Below are 24963 nucleotides of genomic sequence, written 5' to 3'. Positions count from 1 at the left end.
AGACTGCCGGGCCGCGCGGGGATCCGCCTCCCGACCGGCCGAGAAGCCATTCGGCACATGAATACGGAGCCGCTCATCTGACTGCTCAATCGAGCCACCTGACCCCTCTCCCGAGACGCCTCCCAACACGACCCCACCCCCGCGAAGATCGAGGTATGGGCAACGTCTAAAGTGGCGTGGTACGCGCGAGCCTTTACCGTGAGTTCACACGGCGGGCTCGCTGGGATGTCTCTGTCAGGGGTGTGCGTGACGGCCGTCGAATCCCGTCCAGCGGGGGTACTCGGTGCGAGCGAGAGCCCGAGTCACCGGCCGTTCGGGGCCCGTGTGAAAGCTTTCGTGGCGCTGACCAAGCCACGGATCATCGAGCTGCTGCTCATCACCACCGTTCCGGTGATGTTCCTGGCCCAGCAGGGCGTGCCCGACCTGAAGCTGGTGCTGCTCACCTGCCTCGGCGGCTACCTGTCCGCGGGCGGCGCCAACGCGCTGAACATGTACATCGACCGGGACATCGACGCGCTGATGGACCGCACCTCGCAGCGCCCCCTGGTGACCGGCATGGTCGGCCCGCGCGAGTGCCTCGCCTTCGGCATCACCCTGGCGGTCGTCTCCACCCTGCTCTTCGGGTTCACCGTCAACTGGCTGAGCGCCTGGCTGTCACTCGGAGCGCTCCTTTTCTACGTCGTCGTCTACACGATGATCCTCAAGCGCCGCACCTCCCAGAACATCGTCTGGGGCGGTATCGCGGGCTGCCTGCCGGTGCTGATCGGCTGGTCCGCGGTCACGGACTCGATGTCGTGGGCGCCGATCATCCTCTTCCTCGTCATGTTCTTCTGGACGCCGCCGCACTACTGGCCGCTGTCCATGAAGGTGAAGGACGACTACGCGCGCGTGGGTGTCCCGATGCTCCCGGTCGTCGCCTCCAACAAGGTGGTCGCCAAGCAGATCGTCCTCTACAGCTGGGTGATGGTCGCGGTCTCCCTGCTCCTCACCCCCCTCGGCTACACCGGCTGGTTCTACACGCTGGTCGCCCTGGTGGCCGGCGGCTGGTGGCTGTGGGAGGCGCACGCGCTGCAGAACCGCGCGAAGGCCGAGGCGACGGGCGGCAAGCTCAAGGAGATGCGCCTGTTCCACTGGTCCATCACCTATGTCTCGCTGCTCTTCGTGGCGGTCGCGGTGGACCCCTTCCTGCGGTAGGGGCCACTCCTGAGGCAAGGGTCACTCGGCCCGTCCGTCGCCAATCGATCTACCCGTCGGTAGCATCCTGGTCATGGCAGACACGCAGCAGGTTGACCAGAAGGCGGAGCGCAAGGCGGCCCGCCTCGCCCGGCAGATCAGCGCCTTCGCCAAGGCCCACGGCGGCGCCGAGGGTCAGGTGGCCTACATCGGCGAGCGCGGCGCCCGTATCGTCCTCGTCGGCGAGGACGGCGGCTGGGGCGACCTGGTGGCCCCGACCTACGAGATCGCCGAACAGGCCGTCGCCAAGTCCGGCATCACCGCCCACGAGTCCTTCGACGGCGAGTTCGCCGCGAAGGTCCGCACCGGCCCGTACGAGTGGAAGCGCATGGCCGGCATCCAGCTCGGCGGCTGATCCGGCCCCCGCAGGGGCGCGGGCAACCGCGCGACCGGCCGCACACGGCCCGCCCCCGCCGCACGACCGGTACCACCCGCCCCGAACCGCGACCTCCGTCACGGTTCACCCGTTAAGACGGACACACAGCCGTCCACACGGGAGCCAGGATGATCGAAACGCCGTCCCTGGTGGACCAGTACTGCCACGGCGTCCTCCGTACGGAACTCGGCCTCGGCACCTTCGAGGCCCAGCTCGCCCGCACCGAAGGCCCCCCGGCGCCCGGCACCACCCTCTTCGACACCCAGACCGGCTTCGCCGTACGGCGCTGGTGCCCGCCGCTCCTCGGCCTGGAACCCCACTGCCCGCCCGCCCGCTACCTGGCCCGCCGCCGTGAACTCGGCGTCCTGGAGGCGGGCCGCCGTCTCCTGCGCGGCTCCGGCATCACCACCTACCTCGTCGACACCGGCCTGCCCGGCGACCTCACCGGCCCCGCCGAGATGGCCTCGACCGGCGACGCCGAGGCCCGCGAGATCGTGCGCCTGGAACTCCTCGCGGAGCAGGTCGCCGACACCTCCGGCACCGTCGAGTCGTTCCTGGCCAACCTCGCCGAGTCCGTGCACGGCGCGGCGGCGAACGCGGTCGCCTTCACCTCCGTCGCCGGTGTCCGGCACGGCCTCGCCCTGGCCCCGGAGCCGCCCGGCCCCGGCGAGGTCCGGGGCGCCGCCGGCCGCTGGCTCGCGGCCCGCCGCGTCGGCGGCGAGCTGGCCGACCCGGTCCTGCTGCGGCACCTGCTCTGGATCGCGGTGGCCTCCGGCCTCCCGCTCCAGCTGCACGCGGGCCTCGGTGAGCCCGGCGCCCGCATCGACCGGACCGACCCGGTCCTGCTCACCGACTTCGTGCGGGCCACCGCCGGTCTCGGCACCGACCTCGTCCTGCTGCACGGCTACCCCTACCACCGCCACGCCGCCCACCTGGCCGGCGTCTTCCCGCACGTCTACGCCGACTCGGGCGCGGCCCTGGTCCGCACCGGCGCCCGCGCCGCCACGATCCTCGCCGAGATCCTGGAACTCGCCCCCTTCGGCAAGATCCTCTTCTCCAGCGGCGCCCACGGCCTGCCCGAACTGCACGTCGTCGGCGCCCGCCTCTTCCGCCACTCCCTCGGCCGGGTCCTCGGCACCTGGGTCGCCGACGGCGCCTGGTCCCTCGGCGACGCGCAGCGCGTGGCCAGACTGGTCGCGGCGGGAAACGCGAATCGGGTGTACGGGCTGGAGTGAGCTGTACAGACTGGACGGATGCAGACCGAGACATCACGGACCGAGGCACTGCTGACCCGCTTTTGCCGGGAACTGACGGCCGTGCGCCCGGTCGCCGTCTGGGCCCACGGCTCGCTCGCCGCGGGCGACGACTACCAGGAGGGCCGCAGCGACCTGGACCTGGTCGCGGTGCTGCCGGGCCGGGTGACCCCGGCCGTGGTGTGGAAGGTCGCCGTGGCGCACGCCCGGCTGCGCGCGCTGCCGCTCGCCGCCGGTCTGCACTGCACCTATCTGACCCCGGCGACCGCGGCCGACCCCGCCCGGCGCCATCTGACCTGGGCGCACGAGGAGCTGTTCCGACGGACGGTCAGCCCGGTCACCCGGCGTGAGCTGCACGCCTTCGGACGGGTGCTGGACGGGCGGCCGCCCGCCGGACTGCTGCCTCCGGTGCCGGACCGGGAACTCGTCGGCTTCGTCCTCGCCGACCAGCGGGACTTCTGGCGGCCCGCCGTCGACGACGCCCCGCTGTGGACCCGGGACGTCTGGGTCGACATGGGCCTGATCACCCTCGCCCGCGCCACCGTCACCGTCCGCGAGGGCCGGCTGATCTCCAAACGCGAGGCCCTGGACCTGCTGCCCGGCCTCGGCGCCCCCGCCGAGGTCGTCGACGACATCCGCCGACGCCGCTACGGCGACCCCGCGCCGCCCGCCGAGGGGTGGACGGCGCGCAGGGCCCGGCTGACCCGGGGCTACCTGGGTCCGGCGATCGACGCGCTCACCGCGTCGTGCGGCTGAGCGGGCAGCTCGGCCGTCACGCCGTCGCGCTCCCGCAGCGACAGCAGGACCCGCAGCACACCGATCCACACCAGGCAGGAGCCGAACATGTGCAGGCCGACCAGGACCGTCGGCAGGTGCGTGAAGTACTGGACGTAACCGATCACGCCCTGGCCGAGCAGGATCAGGAACAGGTCGCGTACCCGGTCGCGCGGCCCCTGGGGCGCGTCGACGCCCTTGAGGAAGAACCACAGCGCGAAGGTCAGCGACACCACGATCCAGGCCAGCACCGCGTGCAGCTCGGAGACGCCCTCCCAGCTGACGTGGATGCGCTCCACCTCGCCGGAGTCGCCCGGGTGCGGCCCGGCACCGGTCACCACCGTGCCGACCGCGATGAGCAGCAGCGACGCGGTCACCAGGGCCCACACCAGCTGCCGCACGGCCCGTCCGACCAGCGGCCGGGGCTCGCCGTCGCCCTCGCGGGTGCGCTGCCACATCAGGGCGGCGACCGTGATCAGGGCCGTCGCCAGCAGGAAGTGGGCGGCGACGGTGTACGGGTTGAGCCCGACGAGCACCACGATCCCGCCGAGGACCGCGTTGCTCATCACGAGCCAGAACTGAGCCCAGCCCAGCCGGGTCAGACCGCGCCGGTACGGCTTCTCGGACCGGGCGGCGATGATCGCCCAGCCGACCGCCGCGCACAGCACGTACGTCAGCATCCGGTTCGTGAACTCGATGGCGCTGTGATAGGTCAGCGCGGTCGTCGGGGTCAGCGAGCCGTCGGTGCACTCGGGCCAGGTCGGGCAGCCGAGGCCGGAGCCGGTGAGCCGGACGGCGCCGCCGGTGACCACGATGACCACCGACATGACGAGCGCGGCGAGGGCCGCACGCCGGACCGTCCGGGGATCCGGGGTCCAGTGGTCGGCGATGAAGGCGAGCGGGTTGCGCAGGGCCGCTACGGCGTCGGTGGGGGTCAGCTTTGCCACGCGCACCATCGTAGGGGGCCGCTTGTGCACGCGTTCACGAGGGTGCCCCGTCGGGCGCGACCGACAGCTGCGCCGCAGGTGGCGTCTCGCTGTGGAGCGCCGCCTTGATCTGCCGGGCACGGTCGCGCAGCATCGGCTTCTGCGCTGGGTCCGTGGTGCACTGGGCGAGACGCTCGTAGACGGCGACGAGGCAGGGGTGACTCTCTCCGAGACGGGACTGGAAGATCTCCTCGGCCAGCCGCAGCGTCTGCTCGGCGTTCACCTCCTGGCCCGTGGAGAGGACGACCGTGCTGCCGGTCGCGATCAGGACACCAGGTCCCGCAGCCGCCGGTCGGCGGTCTCGACGACCGGCTCCCGCCAGGGCGCGGGTTCGCGGGGGCGCACCGGGTGTCCCGACGGCTCGGGCACCGCGCGGCCCTCGACGTTCACCGTCACCTGCCAGGACTCACCGGAGGACCACCGGCGACCAGGTGAGGGTGCCGCCCTCGGGGCCGCCTGCGACCGTGGGACCGGCCGTGGCGCCGGTGGCCCGGAGCCGGGCGTGCCCGGAGGGGGAGTGCCACTCCAGGCCCGCGTCGTTGTCCGCCCCGGAAGCGGTGCACGGCACGGGCTCCCGGCGGCGGCCCCGCTTCACCTCGGCGATGTCCGCCAGGTCGGTCGCCGCGGCCAGTTCCACCCGCAGCCTGCGCCCGGTGGTGCCGATGTTGCGCAGCGAGATGGTCTCGCCCTCGCCGGCGGTGCGGATGCGGTCGACGATCAGCGTCGGGTCGTCGGTACTGTCCACCGGGTCGCGGTGGACAGCGGTGAACCGTACTTTGTCCGGGAGCGGTCCTCCCGGTGTGCGTACGTCTCCTCGCACGGGTCGCGCGAAGATGTGGCCCGCAATGCATACGCGGTTACATTGCGTTACTCCCAGCGGAAGAACTTCCCTGCCGCCCCCAGGCCCGCCACCGCCCACACCGCCAGGATCCCCAGGTCGCCCCACGGCATCCCCGCCCCGTGCTGGAGCACGTCGCGCAGGCCGTCGGAGAGGGCCGAGATGGGGAGCAGGCCGAGCACCTGCTGGGCGCCGCCGAACCGGTCCAGCGGGACGATGACCCCGCCGCCCACCAGCAGCAGCAGGAACACCAGGTTGGCCGCGGCCAGGGTCGCCTCCGCCTTGAGGGTGCCCGCCATCAGCAGGCCGAGGCCGGAGAAGGCGGCCGTGCCGAGGACGAGGAGGAGCAGGACGGCGAGGGGGCTGCCGTGCGGGGACCAGCCGAGGGCGAGGGCGATCACCGTCAGCAGGATCACCTGGAGGATCTCGGTGACCAGGACGGCGGCGGTCTTGGCGGTCATCAGGCCCCAGCGGGGCAGCGGCGAGGAGGCGAGCCGCTTCAGGACGCCGTAGCGGCGCTCGAAGCCGGTCGCGATGGCCTGGCCGGTGAAGGCCGTGGACATGACGGCGAGGGCGAGGACGCCGGGGGCGAGGAAGTCGACCGCCCTGCCCGCACCCGTGTCGACGACGTCCACCGAGCTGAACAGGACCAGCAGGAGGGTCGGGATGACGACCGTCAGCAGCAGCTGCTCGCCGTTGCGCAGCAGCATCCGCGTCTCCAGGGCCGCCTGCGCCGCGATCATGCGGGGGAGCGGGGCGGCGCCGGGCCGGGGGGCGTAGGTACCTGTCGTGGTGGTCATGAGCGCAGCTCCTTGCCCGTGAGCTCCAGGAAGACGTCCTCCAGGGTGTGGCGTTCGACCGAGATGCGGTCGGGCATGACGCCGTGCTGGGCGCACCAGGAGGTCACCGTCGCCAGCAGCTGGGGGTTGACCTTGCCGACGACCCGGTAGGAGCCCGGGGTCAGCTCGGCGGCCGTGCAGTCGGCCGGGAGCGCCTTGAGGAGCGAGTTGACGTCGAGGCCGGGGCGGCCGGTGAACCGCAGGGTGTTCTCGGCGCCGCCCCGGCACAGCTCCTCGGGGGAGCCCTGGGCGATCACCCGGCCGGCGTCGATGACGGCGACGTCGTCGGCGAGCTGCTCGGCCTCCTCCATGTAGTGGGTGGTGAGGACGATCGAGACGCCGTCGGCGCGCAGGTCCCGCACCAGGTCCCAGGTGGCCCGGCGGGCCTGCGGGTCGAGGCCGGCCGTGGGCTCGTCGAGGAAGACCAGTTCCGGGCGGCCGACCACGGCCATGGCGAGCGCGAGGCGCTGCTGCTGGCCGCCGGAGAGCCGGCGGTAGGAGGTGCGGCCGCAGCTCCCGAGGCCGAGCCGCTCGATCAGCGCGTCCACGTCGAGCGGGTGCGCGTGCAGCCTGGCCACGTGCCGCAGCATCTCGTCGGCGCGGGCACCCGAGTAGACACCGCCGGACTGGAGCATCACGCCCACTCTGGGGCGCAGCTCGGCGGACTGGCGCACCGGATCGAGGCCCAGGACGCGCACCGAGCCGGAATCCGGCTTCCGGTACCCCTCGCAGGTCTCGATCGTCGTCGTCTTCCCCGCGCCGTTGGGGCCGAGTACGGCCGTCACGCCCGGCCGGGTCACCAGGTCGAGGCCGTTGACGGCGGTTTTCGTGCCGTACCGCTTCACCAGGTCCCGCACCTGGACCACGGGCTCACTTCGCATGGGGACAGAGTCTAGGTACGCGCCCCGTCACCCGGACGGCCGGGTGCTAGATCTCCTCCTCACGGGGCCGGTGCACGGCCAGCCACCGCTCGGCGTAGGCCACGGCCTCGGCCACCGGGAAGAGCCGGCTCCCGGCCGCTCCGACCGTCCCGCGCACGACCACGGGCCGGTCGCGTTCGAAGTCGTAGCCCAGTTCGTCGAAGCGGTCGGAGGTGATCGACACCTCGGTCACCTCCTCCCAGCCGCCGCCGGGCGCGGGGCGGCCGACCGGGACGCGCGGCGTGGGGATGCGGTACTCGGCCAGGTGGAAGCTGGTGCAGGTGGCGTAGCCGGTGCCGAGCAGGAGCACGCGCGCGTCCAGCTTCTCCAGCCGGGCCAGCGGGCTGCGCTCGCCGAGCCGGCAGTCGGTGGCGTGGCCGTCGGTGATCTCGGCCGCGCGGGGGCCGACCGCCGCGAAGGAGGTCTGCGGGTGCGCGCTGCGCCGGGCGCCCGGCCAGTTCCGTACGGTCTCGGGGATCACCCCGACCCCGCGCGAGGGGGTGACGAGGGGGTCGTACCCGGACATGGTCGCGCGGACGGCCGCCCACCACTCCTCGGGCACCGGCGGGTTCCGCCAGAGCGCCGGGTCGGAGAGGTCGCCGGTCTGGGTGGGGACCACCAGGGTGCCGTCCGGGCCGAGAGCGTCGAGAAGTCCCTGGACGACGGCCACGGCTCCGCCGTTGACCCAGCCGAGGGAACTGAGCGAGGTGTGCGCGAGGAGGGTCTCGCCGCTCTTGACACCGAGCTCGCCGAGCTCCTTCGCGAGGGTGGCGCGGGTGACAAGAGGGCCGGTCGGAGGGGGTGTGGACATGGGACGGGAGTGTTCCGGAGGGGGCGGGCGCGCGCCACCGGATCGGTGGAGGATGATCGATCAAAGATCGTTTCCGCAGGTCAGATTAGGTATACCTAAGTGACGCAGGGCACCGTCCGGTCGCCCGGACGCGGCTTGCCTGGCTCTGAGGAATTACGCAACAATGGCGTTGTGAAAAACGTCGGCGAGGCTCGGGAGACCCCCACGGGGACCCAGCAGGAGGAACTCGCGACCGGTGAGCGCTCGACGCGCAACCGGGTCGCGCGGTCGATCCTGGACCACGGCCCGTCGACCGTCACCGAGCTGGCCGGGCGCCTGGGCCTGACTCCGGCGGCGGTACGGCGCCACCTCGACGCGCTGGTCGCCGACGAGGTCGTGGCGGCGCGCGAGCAGCGGGTGTACGGCGCGCGGACGCGCGGCCGGCCCGCCAAGGTCTTCGCGCTCACCGACTGCGGCCGCGACGCCTTCGACCAGTCGTACGACAAGCTGGCCGCCGACGCGCTGCGCTGGATCGCCGAGCAGGGGGGCGGCCAGGAGGCCGTCGCCACCTTCGCGCGGGCCCGGATCGCCGCCCAGGCGAACGCCTACCGCAGGGCGATCGAGGGCGTGAGCCCCGACGAGCGCACCGAAGCGCTGGCCAAGGCCCTGAGTCTGGACGGGTACGCTGCAACGGCGCGCACCGCACCGGTCGGCGAACAGCTGTGCCAGCACCACTGCCCGGTCGCCCACGTCGCGGAGCAGTTCCCCCAGCTGTGCGAGGCGGAGACGGAGATCTTCGCCGAGCTGCTCGGAACACATGTCCAGCGACTGGCGACCATCGCGCACGGCGACGGCGTCTGCACGACGTTCATCCCAAAGATCTCCACGACTTCCACTGACGCATCTGCTAGCACGGCCGGGAGGAACCCCGCATGACTCTCCCCACGGAGACTGCCCACCCTGAGCTGGAAGGTCTGGGCACGTACGAATACGGCTGGGCCGACTCCGACGAGGCCGGCGCCTCGGCGAAGCGCGGTCTGAACGAGGACGTGGTCCGGGACATCTCGGCGAAGAAGTCCGAACCGGAGTGGATGACCAAGCTCCGCCTCAAGGGCCTGCGCCTCTTCGAGAAGAAGCCCATGCCGAACTGGGGCTCGGACCTCTCGGGCATCGACTTCGACAACATCAAGTACTTCGTGCGCTCCACGGAGAAGCAGGCGGAGTCCTGGGAGGACCTGCCCGAGGACATCAAGAACACCTACGACAAGCTGGGCATCCCGGAGGCGGAGAAGCAGCGCCTGGTCGCCGGTGTCGCCGCCCAGTACGAGTCGGAGGTCGTCTACCACCAGATCCGCGAGGACCTGGAGGAGCAGGGCGTCATCTTCCTCGACACCGACACCGCGCTGAAGGAGCACCCGGAGCTCTTCAAGGAGTACTTCGGCACCGTCATCCCGGTCGGTGACAACAAGTTCGCCTCGCTGAACACCGCCGTGTGGTCGGGCGGCTCCTTCATCTACGTGCCGAAGGGCGTGCACGTCGAGATCCCGCTCCAGGCCTACTTCCGCATCAACACGGAGAACATGGGCCAGTTCGAGCGGACCCTGATCATCGTCGACGAGGGTGCCTACGTGCACTACGTCGAGGGCTGTACGGCGCCGATCTACAAGTCGGACTCGCTGCACTCCGCGGTCGTCGAGATCATCGTCAAGAAGAACGCCCGCTGCCGCTACACGACCATCCAGAACTGGTCGAACAACGTCTACAACCTGGTCACCAAGCGCGCCGTCGCCTACGAGGGCGCCACCATGGAGTGGATCGACGGCAACATCGGCTCCAAGGTGACGATGAAGTACCCGGCCGTCTACCTGATGGGCGAGCACGCCAAGGGCGAGACCCTCTCCATCGCCTTCGCGGGCGAGGGCCAGCACCAGGACGCCGGTTCCAAGATGGTCCACATGGCGCCGAACACCTCGTCCAACATCGTGTCGAAGTCCGTCGCCCGCGGCGGTGGCCGGACGTCCTACCGCGGTCTCGTCGAGATCGGCGAGGGCGCCGCCGGCTCCAAGTCCAACGTGCTGTGCGACGCGCTGCTGGTCGACACCATCTCCCGCTCGGACACGTACCCGTACGTCGACGTCCGCGAGGACGACGTGTCCATGGGCCACGAGGCGACCGTCTCCAAGGTCTCCGAGGACCAGCTCTTCTACCTGATGAGCCGCGGTCTGACCGAGTTCGAGGCGATGGCGATGATCGTGCGCGGCTTCGTCGAGCCGATCGCCAAGGAACTGCCCATGGAGTACGCCCTCGAGCTGAACCGGCTGATCGAGCTCCAGATGGAGGGCGCGGTCGGCTAAGCGACCGCCGTCACCGTCACGCCACTCACGTAAGAAAGCGAGCAGACCGACAGCCATGGCTGAGGCTCAGAACACCCCGGTGGGCTCCACCACCGCCGGCGCCATCGCGGTGGCCGCCGAGTCGACCGTCGCCACCCGCATGAGCGCGCCCCCGTCCTTCGCCGTCGCGGACTTCCCGGTCCCGCACGGCCGCGAGGAGGAGTGGCGGTTCACCCCGCTGGAGCGCCTGCGCGGGCTGCACGACGGCACCGCGGTCGCCACCGGCGAGGGCGTCAAGGTCGTCGTCGAGGCCCCCGAGGGCGTCACCGTCGAGACCGTCGACCGCGACGACGCGCGGATCGGCCGGGCCGGCACCCCCGTGGACCGCGTCGCCGCCCAGGCGTACTCGGCGTTCGAGAAGGCCGGCGTGGTCACCGTCCCCAAGGAGACGGTCCTCACCGAGCCGATCCGGATCGCGGTGCACGGCGAGGGCGGTACCGCCTTCGCCCACCAGGTGATCGAGCTCGGCGCCTTCGCCGAGGCCGTCGTCGTCATCGACCACACCGGTGACGCCGTGCTCGCCGCCAACGTCGACTACCTGCTCGGCGACGGCGCCAAGCTGACCGTCGTCTCCGTCCAGGACTGGGACGACAAGGCCGTGCACGTGGCCCAGCACAACGCCCTCGTCGGCCGCGACGCCTCGTTCAAGTCGGTCGTCGTGACCTTCGGCGGCGACGTCGTACGACTGCACCCGCGCGTGCAGTACGCGGGCACCGGCGGCGAGGCCGAGCTGTTCGGCCTGTACTTCACCGACGCCGGCCAGCACCAGGAGCACCGCCTGCTGGTCGACCACAACACCCCGCACTGCAAGTCCAACGTCGTCTACAAGGGCGCGCTCCAGGGCGAGGAAGCGCACGCGGTCTGGATCGGCGACGTCCTCATCGAGGCCAAGGCCGAGGGCACCGACACCTACGAGATGAACCGCAACCTGGTCCTCACGGACGGCGCGCGGGTCGACTCGGTGCCGAACCTGGAGATCGAGACCGGCGAGATCGTCGGCGCCGGCCACGCCTCCGCCACCGGCCGCTTCGACGACGAGCAGCTCTTCTACCTGATGGCCCGCGGCATCCCGCAGCACGAGGCCCGCCGCCTCGTCGTCCGCGGCTTCTTCGCCGAGCTGGTCCAGCAGATCGGTGTCGCCGACATCGAGGAGCGCCTGCTCGCCAAGATCGAGGAGGAGCTGGAGGCCTCGGTCGCATGACAGCCTCGACCGCCTTCGTACGCGCCTGCGCGCTGAGCGAGCTGGAGGACGACACCCCCAAGCGGGTGGAGCTCGACGGCACGCCGGTCTCGGTGGTCCGCACCGGGGGAGAGGTGTTCGCCATCCACGACATCTGCTCCCACGCCAACGTCTCGCTCTCCGAGGGCGAGGTGGAGGACTGCCAGATCGAGTGCTGGCTGCACGGCTCCAGCTTCGACCTGCGCACCGGCAAGCCGTCCGGCCTCCCGGCCACCCGCCCCGTCCCCGTTTACCCCGTAAAGATCGAAGGGGACGACGTGCTCGTCTCCCTCACCCAGGAGTCCTGAGGCAACCCATGGCAACGCTTGAAATCCGAGACCTGCACGTCACCGTCGAGGCCGACAACGCCACGAAGGAGATCCTCAAGGGCGTCGACCTGACCGTGAAGCAGGGCGAGACGCACGCCATCATGGGCCCCAACGGCTCCGGCAAGTCGACCCTCGCCTACTCGCTGGCCGGTCACCCGAAGTACGCGATCACCGGCGGCACCGTGCTGCTCGACGGCGAGGACGTCCTGGAGATGTCCGTCGACGAGCGTGCCCGCGCGGGCCTGTTCCTGGCGATGCAGTACCCGGTCGAGGTCCCCGGCGTCTCGGTCTCCAACTTCCTGCGCACCTCCGCCACCGCGATCCGCGGCGAGGCCCCCAAGCTGCGCACCTGGGTCAAGGAGGTCAAGGAGGCCATGGAGCGCCTCAACATGGACTCCTCCTTCGCCGAGCGCAACGTGAACGAGGGCTTCTCCGGCGGTGAGAAGAAGCGCCACGAGATCCTCCAGCTCGAACTGCTCAAGCCGAAGATCGCGATCCTCGACGAGACCGACTCCGGCCTCGACGTCGACGCCCTTCGCATCGTCTCCGAGGGCGTCAACCGCGTCCGCGAGAGCGGCGAGGTCGGCACCCTGCTGATCACGCACTACACGCGCATCCTGCGCTACATCAAGCCCGACCACGTCCACGTCTTCGCGGGCGGCAGGATCGTCGAGTCCGGCGGCCCCGAGCTCGCCGACAAGCTCGAGAACGAGGGCTACGAGGCTTACACGAAGGGTGGCGCATCCGAGTGACACAGCTGCCGGGCCTCCTCGACACCGAGGCGATCCGCAAGGACTTCCCCGTCCTGGACCGCACGGTCCACGACGGCAAGAAGCTCGTGTACCTGGACAACGCGGCGACCTCGCAGAAGCCGCGCCAGGTGCTGGACGCCCTGAGCGAGTACTACGAGCGCTACAACGCCAACGTCCACCGCGGTGTGCATGTGCTCGCCGAGGAGGCCACGGCGCTGTACGAGGGCGCGCGTGACAAGGTCGCCGAGTTCATCAACGCGCCCAGCCGCGACGAGGTCATCTTCACCAAGAACGCCTCCGAGTCGCTGAACCTCGTGGCGAACATGCTGGGCTGGGCCGACGAGCCCTACCGGGTGGACCACGAGACCGAGATCGTCATCACGGAGATGGAGCACCACTCCAACATCGTGCCGTGGCAGCTGCTCGCGCAGCGCACGGGCGCGAAGCTGAAGTGGTTCGGGCTCACCGACGACGGCCGCCTCGACCTGTCCAACATCAACGAGATCATCACCGAGAAGACGAAGATCGTCTCCTTCGTGCTGGTGTCGAACATCCTGGGCACGGTCAACCCGGTCGAGACGATAATCCGCCGTGCCCAGGAGGTCGGCGCGCTCGTCTGCATCGACGCCTCCCAGGCGGCGCCCCACATGCCGCTGGACGTCCAGGCCCTCCAGGCCGACTTCGTGGCCTTCACCGGCCACAAGATGTGCGGCCCGACCGGCATCGGCGTCCTCTGGGGCCGCCAGGAGCTGCTGGAGGACCTGCCTCCGTTCCTCGGCGGCGGCGAGATGATCGAGACCGTGTCGATGCACTCGTCGACGTACGCTCCCGCCCCGCACAAGTTCGAGGCGGGCACCCCGCCGATCGCCCAGGCGGTCGGTCTCGGCGCGGCGATCGACTACCTGAACGCCATCGGCATGGACAAGATCCTCGCCCATGAGCACGCGCTGACCGAGTACGCGGTCCGCCGCCTGACGGAGGTCCCGGACCTGAGGATCATCGGCCCCACCACGGCCGAGGACCGGGGCGCGGCGATCTCCTTCACGCTCGGGGACATCCACCCGCACGACGTGGGCCAGGTCCTCGACGAGCAGGGCATCGCGGTCCGCGTCGGCCACCACTGCGCGCGGCCCGTCTGCCTCAGGTACGGAATTCCCGCGACCACGCGAGCGTCGTTCTACCTGTACTCCACTCCGGCCGAGATCGACGCTCTGGTCGAGGGACTGGAGCACGTACGGAACTTCTTCGGCTGAAGGGCGTGAGCTGAAACCGTGAAGCTGGATTCGATGTACCAGGAAGTCATCCTGGACCACTACAAGCACCCGCACGGGCGTGGTCTGAGGGATGGCGACGCCGAGGTGCACCATGTGAACCCGACGTGCGGTGACGAGATCACCCTCCGAGTGAAGTACGACGGCTCGACGATCGCGGACGTCTCGTACGAGGGCCAGGGCTGCTCGATCAGCCAGGCGAGCGCCTCCGTACTGAACGACCTGCTCGTCGGCAAGGAGCTGGCCGAGGCGCAGCGGATCCAGGAGACCTTCCTGGAGCTGATGCAGTCCAAGGGCAGGATCGAGCCCGACGACGCGATGGAGGAGGTGCTGGAGGACGCGGTCGCGTTCGCCGGTGTCTCCAAGTACCCGGCCCGGGTCAAGTGCGCCCTCCTGAGCTGGATGGCGTGGAAGGACGCGACGGCCCAGGCGCTGGGCGGCGCGGCCGACGCCGAAAGGAAGACGGCATGAGCGAGACCGCTGAGATGAAGCCGGCCTCGGAGGAGGAACTCCGCGAGGCGCTGTACGACGTCGTCGACCCCGAGCTGGGCATCGACGTCGTCAACCTCGGGCTGATCTACGGCATCCACATCGACGACGCGAACATCGCGACGATCGACATGACCCTGACCTCGGCGGCCTGCCCGCTGACCGATGTCATCGAGGACCAGGCCAAGTCCGCCACGGACGGCCTCGTCAACGAACTGCGCATCAACTGGGTCTGGATGCCCCCGTGGGGTCCCGACAAGATCACCGACGACGGCCGCGAGCAGCTCCGGGCGCTCGGGTTCAACGTCTGATCCGACGCCGGGGCGCGGACACACGAGAGCGGCGGCACCTTCGGGTGCCGCCGCTTTTTCCCGTGTGGTGACTCTCGTGTCCGCTCAGGCCAGCGGGGCGGCCAGCCGGAAGGAGGAGTCCGCGCGGTAGAGGTCGCTGTTCTGGTACGGGTCCAGCCTGAGCTGGAAGTTCTGGTGACGCAGGTAGCGGCCGGGGTAGTTCACCGACTCCAGCGTCACCGCGCCGGAGTAGGACGAGGCGCGGGCGCAGAAGGTGGCGTCCTGCTTGAACAGGGACGAGCCGTCGTAGCCCTCGGCGCGCAGGATGAAGTTCCGGTGCCGCAGGTACCTGCCGTCGGCCGTCCTGAACGAGTAGCAGGAGCTGTTCGCCAGGCCCTTGACCACGGTGAACGTGGAGTCCTCACGGGACTCCGAGCCGCGTGGCGCGTCCAGCTTCACCAGGCCGTCGCTCACGTGCCAGTAGCGGTCCGGGTAGTTGACCGAGCGGACCGATGTGCTGGTGCTGCCGGTCTGCGTGCCCGAGCCGCTGGAGCCGCTGGAGCCTCCGGAGCCGCCGGTACTGCCCGAGCCGCCCGAACTTCCGCCGGACGAGGAGGACTTGGACGGTGCGGCGGCGGACGCGGTGGACCCGGAGGCCGAGCCGTGCCGGGTCGACGTGGCGGACGGGCTCGCGACGGGTCCGGCCGACGACATGCCCGAGGTGCCCTTGGGGGGAGCGGTCGTGACCGTCGTCGTCGGCGAGGCGAAGGAGAGCAGGCCCGGGCCGTTGCCGGCGGCGGAGTCGGTCGTCGGGGAGTCCGACGCCTTCTGGTCGGGAGTGGGGCGGCTGACGGCTATCGCCGTGGCACAGGCGACGATCGTGGCGATCGCCAGTGTGCCGGCCAGCCAGAGTCTTCGGGTTCCCGGGGCCCGGGAACTGTCGGGGGCCCAGCCGTTCTCCCAGGCGGGGTGCGGCGGGGGTTGGGGGGTGTTTTCTGGCATGCGCGTGTTTCCTCCAGCGGCGCCAAGGCAGCGGCCGGGGATGTGAAGGTGGGGTGGATGAACTGTGAAGCGCGGGTGGATCACAGAGGTGCACACACTAGTGGAGCCAAGGGGCTGAGGGGGCCCGTTTCAGCTAGCGGTTTCTATGAGGATTGAACATCCTCATGCGGAACCCGGATGTTCATATCGTTTTCTTACCTTGGGCCCAGGACCGGCTCATGGCCGGGCGGCACCCTGGCGCGGGTGGCCACTCCAGTGATTTCTCCCGTTCGCCCTGTTTTCGTCGTCGGCTGTCCCCGCTCCGGGACGACCCTGCTCCAGCTGATGCTGCACGCCCACCCGCGGATCGCCCTCCCGCCGGAGACGCGCTTCGTCCTGCCCGCCTACGAACGCCGGCTCAGCTTCGGCGATCTGCGCGAGCCGCTGAACCGGGCCGGACTCGCCCGGTGGATCACCGGCCGCGAGGAGACCCGTTTCCATGAACTGGGCCTGGACGCCCAGGCCGTGGCCGGCCGGATCACCGACGGCCCGCCCACCCTCGGCTCGGCCCTCGGCATCGCCCTCAAGGCGTACGCCGAGAGCCACGGCAAGGCCCGCTGGGGCGACAAGCGGCCCGCCTACGCCCTCCACGTCGAGGAGATCCTGCGGCTCTTCCCGGACGCCCAGTTCGTGCACCTGGTCCGCGACGGCCGGGACTGCGCGGCCTCGCTGCTCGGCATGCCCTGGTGGCACCGCGGCTTCCACGAGGCCGTCGCCACCTGGGCCCAGGTGATGGACGTGACCGGACGCTACGCCCGCCGGCTCGGCCCCGGCGCCTGGCACGAGGTCCGCTTCGAGGACCTGGTCGCCGACCCCGAACCCCAACTGCGGTCGATCTGCGCCTACCTGGGCGAGGAGTACGACCCGGCCATGACCGAGCCGCACCGTCTGGCCAAGGCGGCCGTACCCGCCCGCAAGACCTGGCACCGCCGTACCCACGGCGCCCTGGACACCTCCCGCGCCGGCAGCTGGCAGCAGCGGCTGACCCCCGATCAGATCCGCCTCGCGGAAGCCGTGCTGGGCGACCGCCTCACCCGCAACGGCTACGAACTGAGCGGAGCGGTCCGGCCCGACCCGGCCGAACTGCTCCGCTACCGGCGCGTCCTCACCCTGCGCCGCGCGGCCCACGCCAAGCGCAGGCTGCTCGACCGGATGATCCGGCTGCGCGAACCGGGCCCCGTGGCCGCGGCCCGGTCCGCCTACGAGTTCACGGCGTGATGCGGACGACCTGCGGGTCGTGATCGCTGGTCTGGTCCGAGAACTCGCCGTTGATGTGCACGATGTCGTAGTCGTACGACGTGACCGCCGAACTCACCGGCGTGTGGTCGAGGACCTGGGAGTTGCCGTCATAGACGTACGTGTACTGCTGCGCGGCCGGGAGGGTGTCCACCAGGTCGGTGAGCACCCCGCCCTTCGGGTTCGAGACCGCGGTCGAGATCGTGTGGTCGTTCAGGTCGCCGAGCACGATCACGTTCGCGCCGGACTGGGCGGCCGGGACCGAGTCGACGAACGCGTTCTCCACCGAACCCCGGCTGCCCCGTTGCGTCTCGGACGAGCGGGCCGGCGCCTGGTACTGGCTGTGCAGCGAGTAGTCGCCGCCCTTGGAGACGGAGTGGTTGGCGATCACGAAGTGCTTCTCGCCGTCGAACGTGAACTCGGCCGCCGGCGGCTTGCGGCTGTCCGTCCACGCCGAGCCGGCCGGGGCGACGCGGCCCGGGTCGTAGGTGAGCTGCGCGACGCCGCTCACCGCCGTCACCGAGTTCGCGGTGGTCGCGGTGGCGCTGCCGCGCGAGGTGAAGCCCACCCGGGCCGGGTTGTACAGGAGCACCTGGCGGATGTTGCCGCCGGTCCCCCGCCGTCGGCGTCGTTCGCCGGGTTGATCTGGGTGTGCGCGTAGGCGGGACCGCCCGCCGCGCTGATCGCGGAGACCGGCGTCGAGAGGGTCCTGCTCGCCGACACCGTCCCGTTGCCCGTCGCCCCGCTGCAGGGTGTCGCCGACCGTCTCCGTCGGGAAGGCGGACGACAGCAGCGTGCCCACCTGGAGCCGCCCCGAGTTCTGGCTGTCATCTACGCGCCTCGTTGGGTGTCCATCGGTGTCCCACGTCGACATGGCGCCGTTGCGTACGCCCGTACGCAACGATGCGTACACTCGTACACATGGGATATCTGACACTCGCCGGCGCCATAGCTGCCGAGGTCGCCGCCACGACGGCGATGAAGTACAGCGACGGCCTCAGCAGACTGTGGCCCTCGCTGCTGGTCGCGCTGGGATACGTCGTCTCCTTCCTCCTGCTGGCCCAGACGCTCAAGACCGTCTCCGTCGGCACGGCGTACGCCATCTGGTCCGGCGCCGGCACCGCCGCCATCGCGCTGCTCGGCCTGATGCTGTTCGGGGAGGGACTGAGCCTGGTCAAGGTCGCCGGGCTGGCGCTGATCATCGGGGGAGTGGTGGTCCTCAACCTGGGAGGCGCGCACTGATGACACGCCGCTACGACCCCGAGCGCCGCCGGCGGATCATCGAGGCGGCCATCCGGGTGGTCGGGGCGAAAGGCCTCGCCGGACTGACCCACCGCTCCGTCGCCGCCGAGGCCGACGTGCCGCTCGGCTCCACGACGTACCACTTCAAGACCCTCGACGAACTGCTGGTGGCCGCGCTGCGCCAGGCCAACGAGGGCTTCGCCAAGGTGATCGCCTCACGCGGCGGCCTGGAGGACCCCGGCTCCGACCTCGCCACGGAACTGGCGGGCTGGATGGCCGAGTGGCTCGCCGGCGACTCCACCGGCGTCGAGCTGGAGTACGAGCTGTACCTCGCCGCCCTGCGCCGCCCGGCCCTGCGCCCGGTCGCCGCCGAGTGGACCGACGACCTCGCCCACCGCCTCGCCCACCGCACCGACCCGGTCACCGCGCGGGCCCTGGTCGCGCTGATGGACGGCATCTGTCTCCAGGTACTCCTGACGGGCACCGCCTACGACGAGGAGTACGCCCGGGAGATGCTGCACCGGGTGATCCGGGGCACCCGGGCTCCCGATACCGGCACGTGAGACGCGGTTCGCCTGCATCGGCCCGCTCACGTTAGGTTTCTCATCATGACCGACACGAACGTTCGCACCACCGGCGCCGTGGCCGCCGGCCTCGCCACCATCGCCGCCGACGGCACCGTTCTCGACACCTGGTACCCCGCCCCCGAGCTGGTCGCCGAGCCCGGCCCGGCCGGCACCGAGACGCTGTCCGCCGAGCAGGCCGTGGAACTCCTCGGCGCGGGTGCGGCCAAAGCGATCGGCCCGGACGCCCGCCGCGGCGTCGAGGTCGTCGCGGTCCGTACGGTCATCGCCTCGATCGACGAGAAGCCGACCGACGCGCACGACGTCTACCTCCGCCTCCACCTGCTCTCGCACCGCCTGGTCAAGCCGCACGGCCTGAGCCTGGAGGGCCAGTTCGGCTTCCTCGCCAACGTCGCCTGGACCTCCCTCGGCCCGGTCGCCGTCGACGAGATCGAGACGGTCCGGCTCAACGCCCGCGCCGAGGGCCTGCACCTCCAGGTCACCTCGATCGACAAGTTCCCGCGGATGACCGACTACGTCGCCCCCAAGGGCGTCCGCATCGCCGACGCCGACCGGGTCCGCCTCGGCGCGCACCTCGCCGCGGGCACCACCGTCATGCACGAGGGCTTCGTCAACTTCAACGCCGGCACGCTCGGCACCTCCATGGTCGAGGGCCGCATCTCCGCCGGTGTCGTGGTCGGCGACGGCTCGGACATCGGCGGCGGCGCCTCCACCATGGGCACGCTCTCCGGCGGCGGCAACGTCATCATCTCCATCGGCGAGCGCTGCCTGGTCGGCGCCGAGGCGGGCGTCGGCATCGCCCTCGGCGACGAGTGCGTGGTCGAGGCCGGCCTCTACGTCACCGCGGGCACCCGCGTCACCATGCCCGACGGCCAGATCGTCAAGGCCCGCGAGCTGAGCGGCGCCTCCCACATCCTCTTCCGCCGCAACTCGGTCACCGGCGCCGTCGAGGCCCGTCCGAACAACGCGGTCTGGGGCGGCCTGAACGAGGTCCTGCACAGCCACAACTGACGCACGGCCCCGCGCACGGCACCGAGCGCCCTTCCGCCCGCGCGGGAGGGCGCTCAGTCGTCGTGCGGCAGGGACGCCGCGAACCGCGCGAGGGCGGCGAAGTCGGCCGGGCGCAGGCCGATCCGGGGATCGACGTGGTGGAGCAGCGCGGGGCCGGGGTGGTGGGCGCCGACGTACCGCGTGTCCGCCGGGCTCTGCTCGTCGTCCACCCAGGCGAACGGACGTCCCCCGGCGTACGCCACGATCGCCTCGGTCTTCCAGTGGACCCCGTCCGGGCGCTCCGCCAGCAGGCCCTTGCCGAACTCGACGTACGGCAGCTCGGGGAGGCCGACGACCGGCGCGATCCAGCGGTTGGCCTCGGCCATCCAGGTCGTCGCCCAGCACAGCTCGAAGCCGAGGGCGAGCAGCGCCGGACCGTGGGCCGGGTTCAGCCACACCCGCAGCGGGCGCCCGGGACGGACGGTCGCCCGCACCGTCGTGTACCCCTCGGGCCGCCGCTCGGGCCGCGCCGCGTACGGGTTGAGGGGACCGTCGACATCCAGGAACAGCAGGGGCCGGCTCACGGGGCCAACGTACGACGGCGGGGGCACCGGACACCGGCGAATATTCCCGTGTCCTCGCGTGCCGGACAGGCATAGTGACGCTCCGCCGCACGCGTCACCACGGGTAGAGGGTCCGGACACGAGGTGGGCCCGGGGGAAGAGAAGGTGACGATGGATGCGGAACTGCAGGAGAGCTTCCGGGAGTTCGTGGACAGCCGGTCCACGGCGCTGCTGAGGACGGCCGTGCTGCTGACCGGCGGCGACCGGCACGCGGCCGAGGACCTGCTGCAGAACGCCCTCGTCAAGGCGGCCGGCCGCTGGCAGCGCATCGACGAACCCGAGGCCTACGTACGGCAGATCCTCTACCGGCAGCAGATCAGCCGCTGGCGGCTGAAGTGGCGGCGGCGCGAACTCTCCGTCGCCGAACCGCCGGAGAGCCCGCCGGTACCCGACACCGCGTCCGCGGCCGACCTGCGCCTCGTGCTGCGGGCGGCCCTGTCCCGGCTCACCGCCCGCCAGCGCGCCGTCCTCGTCCTGCGCTACTTCGAGGACCTGCCGGAGGCCGACGTGGCCCGGCTGCTCGGCTGCTCCGTCGGCACCGTACGGTCCACCACCCACCGCTCCCTGGCCCGGCTGCGCGCCCTCGCGCCCGAACTGGCCGCCCTCGGCCCGGACACCGGCCGCGGACAGCCGCCGTCCCGTGACTACTCGCCCGTGGAGGTGCGGCCGTGAACGTCGAGGAACTCGTGCGGGACACCCTGCGCGCACAGGCCGCCGAACAGCCTTCGGCGGGACCGGGGTTCGCCGACCGGGTGCTGGCCGTCCGCCGCCGGCGCCGCACCCGCAGGCTCGCCTCCGTCGCCGCGGCGACGGCCGCCGTGGTCGCCGTCGCGGTGGCCGTGCCCCTGCTGGACTCCGGCAAGAGCGACGTGCGCCCGTCCGGAGTGGTGCGGCAGGACGGGATCACCGGCCACCCGGACCAGTCGCCGCCGCGCGAGCTGATCGCGGCCGGGCGGACGGTGCTCGCCGCCTACTACACCTGGCGGACCGTGCCGCAGACGGCCGAGCGGGCCATCGGCCAACGCACGTACCGGCTGCTCGACCAGAGGACCGGCACCTACACGGAGGACTCCCGGTGGTCCTTCGTCGCCGTCGCGCCGGGCCTGCGGACGGCCGCCGTACTGGAGCAGAACCTGCCCGTCCGACGGATCGGCCTGCTCGACCTCGCGACGCGGAAGGTCGAGCGGTGGATCCCGGTCGGGCACCCCGTGGCCGGCCTCGCCTTCTCGGACGACGGGACCCGGCTCCTGGCCACGACGTACGACGACAACCCCGACGCGCGGACCAGGTACCAGAACACCGAGGGAGGCTGGGACTGGGGAGCCACGTTCGCCGATTCGAGCCGCACCGGCTTCTACGACCTCGGCGTGACCTCCGGCAAGGGCACCTGGACCGGGGTCGCCTCCGACCGCGCCACCCCCGCGCGCGGCGACTTCGCCTTCAGCCGCACCGGCCGTGAGGTGTACGCGCAGGTCATCGGCGGCCGGGACGGAACACAGCAGTTCTACGACCTCGACGGCGACACGGTCGCCGCACCGGCGGACGAGCGGTACCTGCGCACGGACGTCGGCGCGCGGCTGTCCCCGGACGGCCGGCTCGCCGCACTCGGCCTGACCAAGGAGGTCGCGCCCGGCAGGTCGTACTCGTCGATCCGCGATCCCCGCACCGGCAAGGAGATCACCAGGGTCCGCGGCGGCCACCTGCTCGCCTGGGCCGACGACCGCAGGCTCGTCGCCTGGGAGCGGGCCAGCCGCCTGGACGAGCCGTACCGGGCCCGGCTCGTGCTGGTGACGATCGGCAGCGACAAGGTCGTACCGCTGAGCGGTGTCCAGGAGCAGATGTACGACGACCTGAAGGCGTGGCAGCCCGTCTTCGCCCCCCGCTGACGCTTCGGCCGCTCGCCGGTCAGCCGGCCGCGACCTCCCCGTACACCGCCCGCAGCCCGTCGGCCGTCCGCCGGCCGGCGGGGCGCAGGGGGGCGCGGACCGGCCCGGCGGGCAGGGCGAGGCCGGTGAGCAGGGACTTTGCGGTGACCGTGCCCGGCAGGCCCGCCGCCATCATGGCCTCGATCAACGGCGTGATGCGCAGCTGGAGTTCGGTGGCACGGGCCGTGTCGCCCGCGTCGAACGCGTCGAGGACCGCGGCGACCCGGGCCGGGACGACGTTCGCGACCGTGCTGACGCAGCCCGCCGCGCCCACCGCGTACAGGGCGAGGATGTGCTCGTCGCAGCCCGTGTAGTACGCCAGGTCCGTGCGGGCGAGCACCTTCTGGGTGCCGAGGAAGTCGTACGAGCAGTCCTTCACCGCCACGATCCGGGGGTGCGCGGCCAGGCGGATCAGCGTGTCCGGCTCGATCCGGGTGCCGGTGCGGCCGGGGATGTCGTAGAGCATCACCGGCAGCCCGCTCGCCTCCGCCACCTCCAGGAAGTGCGCCTCCAGCGCGTCCTGCGGCGGCCTGCTGTAGTACGGCGACACCACCAGGACGCCGTCCGCGCCCGCCTTCTCGGCCGCCAGCGCCAGCTCGACGGTGTGCCGGGTGTCCGCCGTGCCCACGCCCGCCACCAGCGGGACCTCCGCGCCCACCGCCTCCCGGACGGCCGTGATCAGCTCGGCCTTCTCCGTGTCCGAGGTGGTCGGCGACTCGCCGGTCGTGCCGTTCAGCACCAGGCCGTCGCAGCCCTCCGCCACCAGGTGCGCGGCCAGCCGCCGGGCGCCGTCGAGATCGAGCGCCCCGGTGTCGGTGAACGGCGTGACCATCGCGCAGAGGGTGCGGCCGAACGGGCGTCGTGGCCGGGGCTGCCGGGGCGGCCGGTTCGTGTCGTTCTGGTTCGTCATGGGGGTAGTCTCGGCGGAGCGACGTCTTAGCTCCACTTAATTTTCCTAAGGTGTACGTCTTAGAAACGCTAAGCTGTCGGACTTTGGCGCTGCTCGAAGCCCCGGTCCTCGGCGCCCGCGTCCGCCGTCGGTGACCCGGCGGCCGCCGCCGGTCCGGGCGGATCCGAACTCGGCGGGAGGAGTCCCTGCCGCAGGCCCGCCTCGACCGGTTCCGGACCGGGCCGGCCCGGCTCGGCTCGGTGAGCCCGGCGCGCGAGGCTACAGGGCTGATCCCGGCCCGACCGGGTACCCGGTGCCCATGGGGGGCGGACGCCGACGGGACCAGGAGGGACAGCCATGACGAAGAGGACCGCACACGGGACGGGAGCCCGACTGGCCGACACGGCGGGCGCGTTGGCCGCGAAGGCCGACCCCAGGGAACAGGCCCGGGCGCGCGCCGCCGATCTCAGGGACAGGGCGGGCGAGCTGACCGCGCAGCTGCGCGAGGGCGCCACCAGGGCCGGCCGCCAGGCCCAGGAGCGGGCGGTGCACGGGGGCCACACGGCCCAGGAGCGGATGACGAAGGCGCGGCACACGCTTCAGGAGGGGGCGCTCAGGACCGGACACGCCGTACGGGAGCGGGCGGGCCGCGCCGGGCGGTCGGCGACCGGCAAGGCCGCCGGGGCCGGGCGCGCGGCCGGGGAACACCTGCCGCAGCCCGCGCGCACGGCCGCCCGGACCGCGGCGCGGCACCCGCGCCCGGTGCTGATCGCGGGCGCGGGCGCGGTCGTGACCCTGGGAGGCGTGGCGGCCGTGCGCGCGCTGCGTCGGAGCCGACGGCGCTGAGAAACACCGGGAACCGGGGAAACACCGGGAACCGGGGAAACGCCGAGAGCCGGGGAAACGCCGGGAACCGGGCGGGGGAGATCCGCCTCCTGCCGAAAAATCCATCCGCCTGGACAAAAAAAGTTTTCGGTGGGACGGTGGGGTCATGCTGGACGTCACCGTGATCGAGGACCCCGAGGCCGCGGCCGTGTCGCTGGACCCCATACGGGCCCGGCTGCTCGCCGAACTGGCCGCCGCGCCCGCGTCGGCCGCGATGCTGGCCGGCAAGGTCGGGCTGCCCCGGCAGAAGGTGAACTACCACCTCAAGACGCTGGAACGGCACGGCCTGGTCGAGCTGGCGGGCGAGCGGCGCAAGGGCAATGTCACCGAGCGGCTGATGCGCGCGACCGCCGCGTCGTACGTCATCTCGCCGGCCGCCCTGCCCGCCGTGCAGCCGGACCCGGACCGCTTCCGCGACCAGCTCTCCGCGCGCTGGCTGCTGGCGCTCGGCGCCCGGCTGGTGCGCGACGTCGGCACGCTGGTCAGCGGCGCCGCCAGGGCCCGCAAGCGGCTGGCGACCTACGCGCTGGACGGTGAGGTCCGCTTCGCCTCGGCCGCCGACCGCGCGGCCTTCGTGCAGGAGCTGACGGCGGGCGTGAGCGCGCTCATCCGCAAGTACGACGCGCCCGACGCGCAGGGCGGCCGGGACCACCGGATCGTCGTCGCCGTCCACCCCACGGTCAAGGACCTTCCCCCGGTCGAGGACCTTCCCCCGGTCGAGGACCTTCCCCCGGTCGAGGACCTTCCCCCGGTCGAGGACCTTCCCCCGGTCGAGGACCTTCCCCCGGTCGAGGAC

The 24963-nt window shown here is 71.7% G+C and carries 31 protein-coding genes; 20 read left to right on the top strand and 11 right to left on the bottom strand.

What is annotated here, in order from left to right:
* Positions 1 to 240: 240 nt before the first annotated feature.
* The 4 genes from ACZ619_RS03695 (at position 241) to ACZ619_RS03680 (ending at position 3618) form a co-directional block, all read left to right on the top strand.
* Entirely contained in the window at positions 241 to 1194 is a 954-nt protein-coding gene (locus ACZ619_RS03695; protein ID WP_469594476.1) for a heme o synthase, read from the top strand.
* Between the two features lie 73 nt (positions 1195 to 1267).
* A complete protein-coding gene (locus ACZ619_RS03690) occupies positions 1268 to 1588 on the top strand; it encodes a hypothetical protein (protein WP_469593664.1) in 321 nt (106 codons plus the stop codon).
* A gap of 149 nt (positions 1589 to 1737) precedes the next feature.
* The gene (locus ACZ619_RS03685; RefSeq protein ID WP_469593662.1) at positions 1738 to 2844 is read left to right on the top strand and encodes an amidohydrolase family protein; all 1107 of its coding nucleotides are present in this window, start codon (positions 1738 to 1740) and stop codon (positions 2842 to 2844) included.
* A gap of 18 nt (positions 2845 to 2862) precedes the next feature.
* Complete coding sequence (locus ACZ619_RS03680) at positions 2863 to 3618, top strand: DUF4111 domain-containing protein (RefSeq protein ID WP_469593661.1); 756 nt, start codon at positions 2863 to 2865, stop codon at positions 3616 to 3618.
* Here ACZ619_RS03680 and ACZ619_RS03675 read toward each other — a convergent pair.
* From ACZ619_RS03675 to ACZ619_RS03645, 7 genes are all read right to left on the bottom strand, one after another.
* The gene (locus ACZ619_RS03675; RefSeq protein ID WP_469593659.1) at positions 3573 to 4592 is read right to left on the bottom strand and encodes a COX15/CtaA family protein; all 1020 of its coding nucleotides are present in this window, start codon (positions 4590 to 4592) and stop codon (positions 3573 to 3575) included. The two genes, ACZ619_RS03680 and ACZ619_RS03675, sit on opposite strands and share 46 nt — an antisense overlap.
* A 25-nt stretch (positions 4593 to 4617) precedes the next feature.
* Entirely contained in the window at positions 4618 to 4845 is a 228-nt protein-coding gene (locus ACZ619_RS03670) for a hypothetical protein (protein WP_469593656.1), read from the bottom strand.
* Between the two features lie 41 nt (positions 4846 to 4886).
* A complete protein-coding gene (locus ACZ619_RS03665) occupies positions 4887 to 5018 on the bottom strand; it encodes a hypothetical protein (RefSeq protein WP_469593653.1) in 132 nt (43 codons plus the stop codon).
* A 10-nt stretch (positions 5019 to 5028) separates the two neighbouring features.
* Positions 5029 to 5367 (bottom strand): glycogen debranching N-terminal domain-containing protein, encoded by a 339-nt coding sequence (locus ACZ619_RS03660; protein WP_469593651.1) that lies wholly within the window; start codon positions 5365 to 5367, stop codon positions 5029 to 5031.
* Positions 5368 to 5489: 122 nt separating this feature from the next.
* Entirely contained in the window at positions 5490 to 6260 is a 771-nt protein-coding gene (locus tag ACZ619_RS03655) for an ABC transporter permease (RefSeq protein WP_469593649.1), read from the bottom strand.
* Positions 6257 to 7180: an ABC transporter ATP-binding protein gene (locus ACZ619_RS03650; protein ID WP_469593646.1), complete on the bottom strand. Its 924-nt coding sequence runs from the start codon at positions 7178 to 7180 to the stop codon at positions 6257 to 6259. The genes ACZ619_RS03655 and ACZ619_RS03650 overlap by 4 nt, the downstream gene beginning before the upstream one ends.
* 46 nt (positions 7181 to 7226) lie before the next feature.
* On the bottom strand, positions 7227 to 8030 hold the full coding sequence (locus ACZ619_RS03645; protein WP_469593643.1) for an AAC(3) family N-acetyltransferase: 804 nt from the start codon (positions 8028 to 8030) through the stop codon (positions 7227 to 7229).
* A gap of 171 nt (positions 8031 to 8201) precedes the next feature.
* On the opposite strand from ACZ619_RS03645, the gene ACZ619_RS03640 reads away from it, so the two are divergent.
* From ACZ619_RS03640 to ACZ619_RS03605, 8 genes are read left to right on the top strand one after another with little or no spacing between them, the layout of a single operon-like run.
* Positions 8202 to 8945: a helix-turn-helix transcriptional regulator gene (locus tag ACZ619_RS03640; RefSeq protein ID WP_469593640.1), complete on the top strand. Its 744-nt coding sequence runs from the start codon at positions 8202 to 8204 to the stop codon at positions 8943 to 8945.
* Positions 8942 to 10363: a Fe-S cluster assembly protein SufB gene (sufB, locus tag ACZ619_RS03635; protein ID WP_469593637.1), complete on the top strand. Its 1422-nt coding sequence runs from the start codon at positions 8942 to 8944 to the stop codon at positions 10361 to 10363. Before ACZ619_RS03640 ends, sufB begins: the two co-directional genes overlap by 4 nt.
* A gap of 55 nt (positions 10364 to 10418) precedes the next feature.
* Positions 10419 to 11603, top strand: a complete 1185-nt coding sequence (sufD, locus tag ACZ619_RS03630) for a Fe-S cluster assembly protein SufD (RefSeq protein ID WP_469593635.1) — start codon at positions 10419 to 10421, stop codon at positions 11601 to 11603.
* Entirely contained in the window at positions 11600 to 11929 is a 330-nt protein-coding gene (locus tag ACZ619_RS03625) for a non-heme iron oxygenase ferredoxin subunit (protein ID WP_469593632.1), read from the top strand. Before sufD ends, ACZ619_RS03625 begins: the two co-directional genes overlap by 4 nt.
* Positions 11930 to 11937: 8 nt before the next feature.
* Complete coding sequence (sufC, locus tag ACZ619_RS03620; RefSeq protein ID WP_469593630.1) at positions 11938 to 12702, top strand: Fe-S cluster assembly ATPase SufC; 765 nt, start codon at positions 11938 to 11940, stop codon at positions 12700 to 12702.
* Positions 12699 to 13955, top strand: coding sequence for a cysteine desulfurase (locus ACZ619_RS03615; RefSeq protein ID WP_469593627.1), 1257 nt, complete (start codon positions 12699 to 12701; stop codon positions 13953 to 13955). The genes sufC and ACZ619_RS03615 overlap by 4 nt, the downstream gene beginning before the upstream one ends.
* Positions 13956 to 13973: 18 nt before the next feature.
* On the top strand, positions 13974 to 14444 hold the full coding sequence (sufU, locus tag ACZ619_RS03610) for a Fe-S cluster assembly sulfur transfer protein SufU (RefSeq protein WP_469593625.1): 471 nt from the start codon (positions 13974 to 13976) through the stop codon (positions 14442 to 14444).
* On the top strand, positions 14441 to 14773 hold the full coding sequence (locus ACZ619_RS03605; RefSeq protein WP_031166063.1) for a metal-sulfur cluster assembly factor: 333 nt from the start codon (positions 14441 to 14443) through the stop codon (positions 14771 to 14773). The genes sufU and ACZ619_RS03605 overlap by 4 nt, the downstream gene beginning before the upstream one ends.
* 84 nt (positions 14774 to 14857) lie before the next feature.
* Here ACZ619_RS03605 and ACZ619_RS03600 read toward each other — a convergent pair whose 3' ends face one another.
* Complete coding sequence (locus tag ACZ619_RS03600) at positions 14858 to 15754, bottom strand: AbfB domain-containing protein (RefSeq protein WP_469593622.1); 897 nt, start codon at positions 15752 to 15754, stop codon at positions 14858 to 14860.
* Positions 15755 to 16009: 255 nt separating this feature from the next.
* Between ACZ619_RS03600 and ACZ619_RS03595 the strand changes: the two genes are divergently transcribed.
* Positions 16010 to 17011, top strand: a complete 1002-nt coding sequence (locus ACZ619_RS03595) for a sulfotransferase family protein (RefSeq protein ID WP_469593619.1) — start codon at positions 16010 to 16012, stop codon at positions 17009 to 17011.
* Here the strand turns inward: ACZ619_RS03595 and ACZ619_RS03590 are convergent.
* The gene (locus ACZ619_RS03590; protein ID WP_469593616.1) at positions 17001 to 17621 is read right to left on the bottom strand and encodes an endonuclease/exonuclease/phosphatase family protein; all 621 of its coding nucleotides are present in this window, start codon (positions 17619 to 17621) and stop codon (positions 17001 to 17003) included. The two genes, ACZ619_RS03595 and ACZ619_RS03590, sit on opposite strands and share 11 nt — an antisense overlap.
* Before the next feature lie 329 nt (positions 17622 to 17950).
* Here ACZ619_RS03590 and ACZ619_RS03585 point away from each other — a divergent pair, with 329 nt between their 5' ends.
* The 3 genes from ACZ619_RS03585 to dapD are packed head-to-tail and all read left to right on the top strand — an operon-like array spanning position 17951 to position 19866.
* Complete coding sequence (locus ACZ619_RS03585; protein WP_469593614.1) at positions 17951 to 18271, top strand: DMT family transporter; 321 nt, start codon at positions 17951 to 17953, stop codon at positions 18269 to 18271.
* Positions 18271 to 18834 (top strand): TetR/AcrR family transcriptional regulator, encoded by a 564-nt coding sequence (locus ACZ619_RS03580; protein WP_469593612.1) that lies wholly within the window; start codon positions 18271 to 18273, stop codon positions 18832 to 18834. Before ACZ619_RS03585 ends, ACZ619_RS03580 begins: the two co-directional genes overlap by 1 nt.
* 45 nt (positions 18835 to 18879) lie before the next feature.
* On the top strand, positions 18880 to 19866 hold the full coding sequence (gene dapD / locus ACZ619_RS03575) for a 2,3,4,5-tetrahydropyridine-2,6-dicarboxylate N-succinyltransferase (RefSeq protein ID WP_469593611.1): 987 nt from the start codon (positions 18880 to 18882) through the stop codon (positions 19864 to 19866).
* A 53-nt stretch (positions 19867 to 19919) separates the two neighbouring features.
* On the opposite strand, the gene ACZ619_RS03570 is transcribed toward dapD, so the two are convergent.
* Positions 19920 to 20429 carry a hypothetical protein gene (locus ACZ619_RS03570; protein ID WP_469593608.1) on the bottom strand — a complete coding sequence of 170 codons (510 nt, stop codon included), beginning with the start codon at positions 20427 to 20429 and terminating at the stop codon, positions 19920 to 19922.
* 150 nt (positions 20430 to 20579) lie between these two features.
* Here ACZ619_RS03570 and ACZ619_RS03565 point away from each other — a divergent pair, with 150 nt between their 5' ends.
* Both ACZ619_RS03565 and ACZ619_RS03560 read left to right on the top strand, forming a co-directional pair.
* Positions 20580 to 21140 (top strand): SigE family RNA polymerase sigma factor, encoded by a 561-nt coding sequence (locus tag ACZ619_RS03565; protein ID WP_469593605.1) that lies wholly within the window; start codon positions 20580 to 20582, stop codon positions 21138 to 21140.
* The gene (locus tag ACZ619_RS03560) at positions 21137 to 22354 is read left to right on the top strand and encodes a WD40 repeat domain-containing protein (RefSeq protein ID WP_469593603.1); all 1218 of its coding nucleotides are present in this window, start codon (positions 21137 to 21139) and stop codon (positions 22352 to 22354) included. The genes ACZ619_RS03565 and ACZ619_RS03560 overlap by 4 nt, the downstream gene beginning before the upstream one ends.
* Positions 22355 to 22373: 19 nt before the next feature.
* On the opposite strand, the gene dapA is transcribed toward ACZ619_RS03560, so the two are convergent.
* Complete coding sequence (gene dapA / locus ACZ619_RS03555; RefSeq protein ID WP_469593601.1) at positions 22374 to 23303, bottom strand: 4-hydroxy-tetrahydrodipicolinate synthase; 930 nt, start codon at positions 23301 to 23303, stop codon at positions 22374 to 22376.
* Positions 23304 to 23639: 336 nt separating this feature from the next.
* Between dapA and ACZ619_RS03550 the strand changes: the two genes are divergently transcribed.
* The gene (locus ACZ619_RS03550; protein ID WP_469593598.1) at positions 23640 to 24128 is read left to right on the top strand and encodes a DUF3618 domain-containing protein; all 489 of its coding nucleotides are present in this window, start codon (positions 23640 to 23642) and stop codon (positions 24126 to 24128) included.
* Positions 24129 to 24273: 145 nt separating this feature from the next.
* The coding region (locus ACZ619_RS03545; protein ID WP_469593595.1) for a helix-turn-helix domain-containing protein at positions 24274 to 24963 on the top strand (690 nt) is incomplete at its 3' end.

Source organism: Streptomyces sp. NPDC104367 (assembly GCF_055583825.1).
Note: the sequence above shows the minus strand (reverse complement) of the source record. Positions and strands in the feature narration are given on the sequence as shown.

Coding starts and splice junctions, on each gene's coding strand:
- ACZ619_RS03675 (WP_469593659.1), bottom strand. CDS start 4,592: ATGGTGCGCGTGGCAAAGCTGACCCCCACCGACGCCGTAGCGGCCCTG.
- ACZ619_RS03585 (WP_469593614.1), top strand. CDS start 17,951: ATGGGATATCTGACACTCGCCGGCGCCATAGCTGCCGAGGTCGCCGCC.
- ACZ619_RS03650 (WP_469593646.1), bottom strand. CDS start 7,180: ATGCGAAGTGAGCCCGTGGTCCAGGTGCGGGACCTGGTGAAGCGGTAC.
- ACZ619_RS03655 (WP_469593649.1), bottom strand. CDS start 6,260: ATGACCACCACGACAGGTACCTACGCCCCCCGGCCCGGCGCCGCCCCG.
- ACZ619_RS03580 (WP_469593612.1), top strand. CDS start 18,271: ATGACACGCCGCTACGACCCCGAGCGCCGCCGGCGGATCATCGAGGCG.
- ACZ619_RS03600 (WP_469593622.1), bottom strand. CDS start 15,754: ATGCCAGAAAACACCCCCCAACCCCCGCCGCACCCCGCCTGGGAGAAC.
- ACZ619_RS03645 (WP_469593643.1), bottom strand. CDS start 8,030: ATGTCCACACCCCCTCCGACCGGCCCTCTTGTCACCCGCGCCACCCTC.
- dapD (WP_469593611.1), top strand. CDS start 18,880: ATGACCGACACGAACGTTCGCACCACCGGCGCCGTGGCCGCCGGCCTC.
- ACZ619_RS03625 (WP_469593632.1), top strand. CDS start 11,600: ATGACAGCCTCGACCGCCTTCGTACGCGCCTGCGCGCTGAGCGAGCTG.
- ACZ619_RS03690 (WP_469593664.1), top strand. CDS start 1,268: ATGGCAGACACGCAGCAGGTTGACCAGAAGGCGGAGCGCAAGGCGGCC.
- dapA (WP_469593601.1), bottom strand. CDS start 23,303: ATGACGAACCAGAACGACACGAACCGGCCGCCCCGGCAGCCCCGGCCA.
- ACZ619_RS03565 (WP_469593605.1), top strand. CDS start 20,580: ATGGATGCGGAACTGCAGGAGAGCTTCCGGGAGTTCGTGGACAGCCGG.
- ACZ619_RS03605 (WP_031166063.1), top strand. CDS start 14,441: ATGAGCGAGACCGCTGAGATGAAGCCGGCCTCGGAGGAGGAACTCCGC.
- sufC (WP_469593630.1), top strand. CDS start 11,938: ATGGCAACGCTTGAAATCCGAGACCTGCACGTCACCGTCGAGGCCGAC.
- ACZ619_RS03680 (WP_469593661.1), top strand. CDS start 2,863: ATGCAGACCGAGACATCACGGACCGAGGCACTGCTGACCCGCTTTTGC.
- sufB (WP_469593637.1), top strand. CDS start 8,942: ATGACTCTCCCCACGGAGACTGCCCACCCTGAGCTGGAAGGTCTGGGC.
- ACZ619_RS03685 (WP_469593662.1), top strand. CDS start 1,738: ATGATCGAAACGCCGTCCCTGGTGGACCAGTACTGCCACGGCGTCCTC.
- sufD (WP_469593635.1), top strand. CDS start 10,419: ATGGCTGAGGCTCAGAACACCCCGGTGGGCTCCACCACCGCCGGCGCC.
- ACZ619_RS03550 (WP_469593598.1), top strand. CDS start 23,640: ATGACGAAGAGGACCGCACACGGGACGGGAGCCCGACTGGCCGACACG.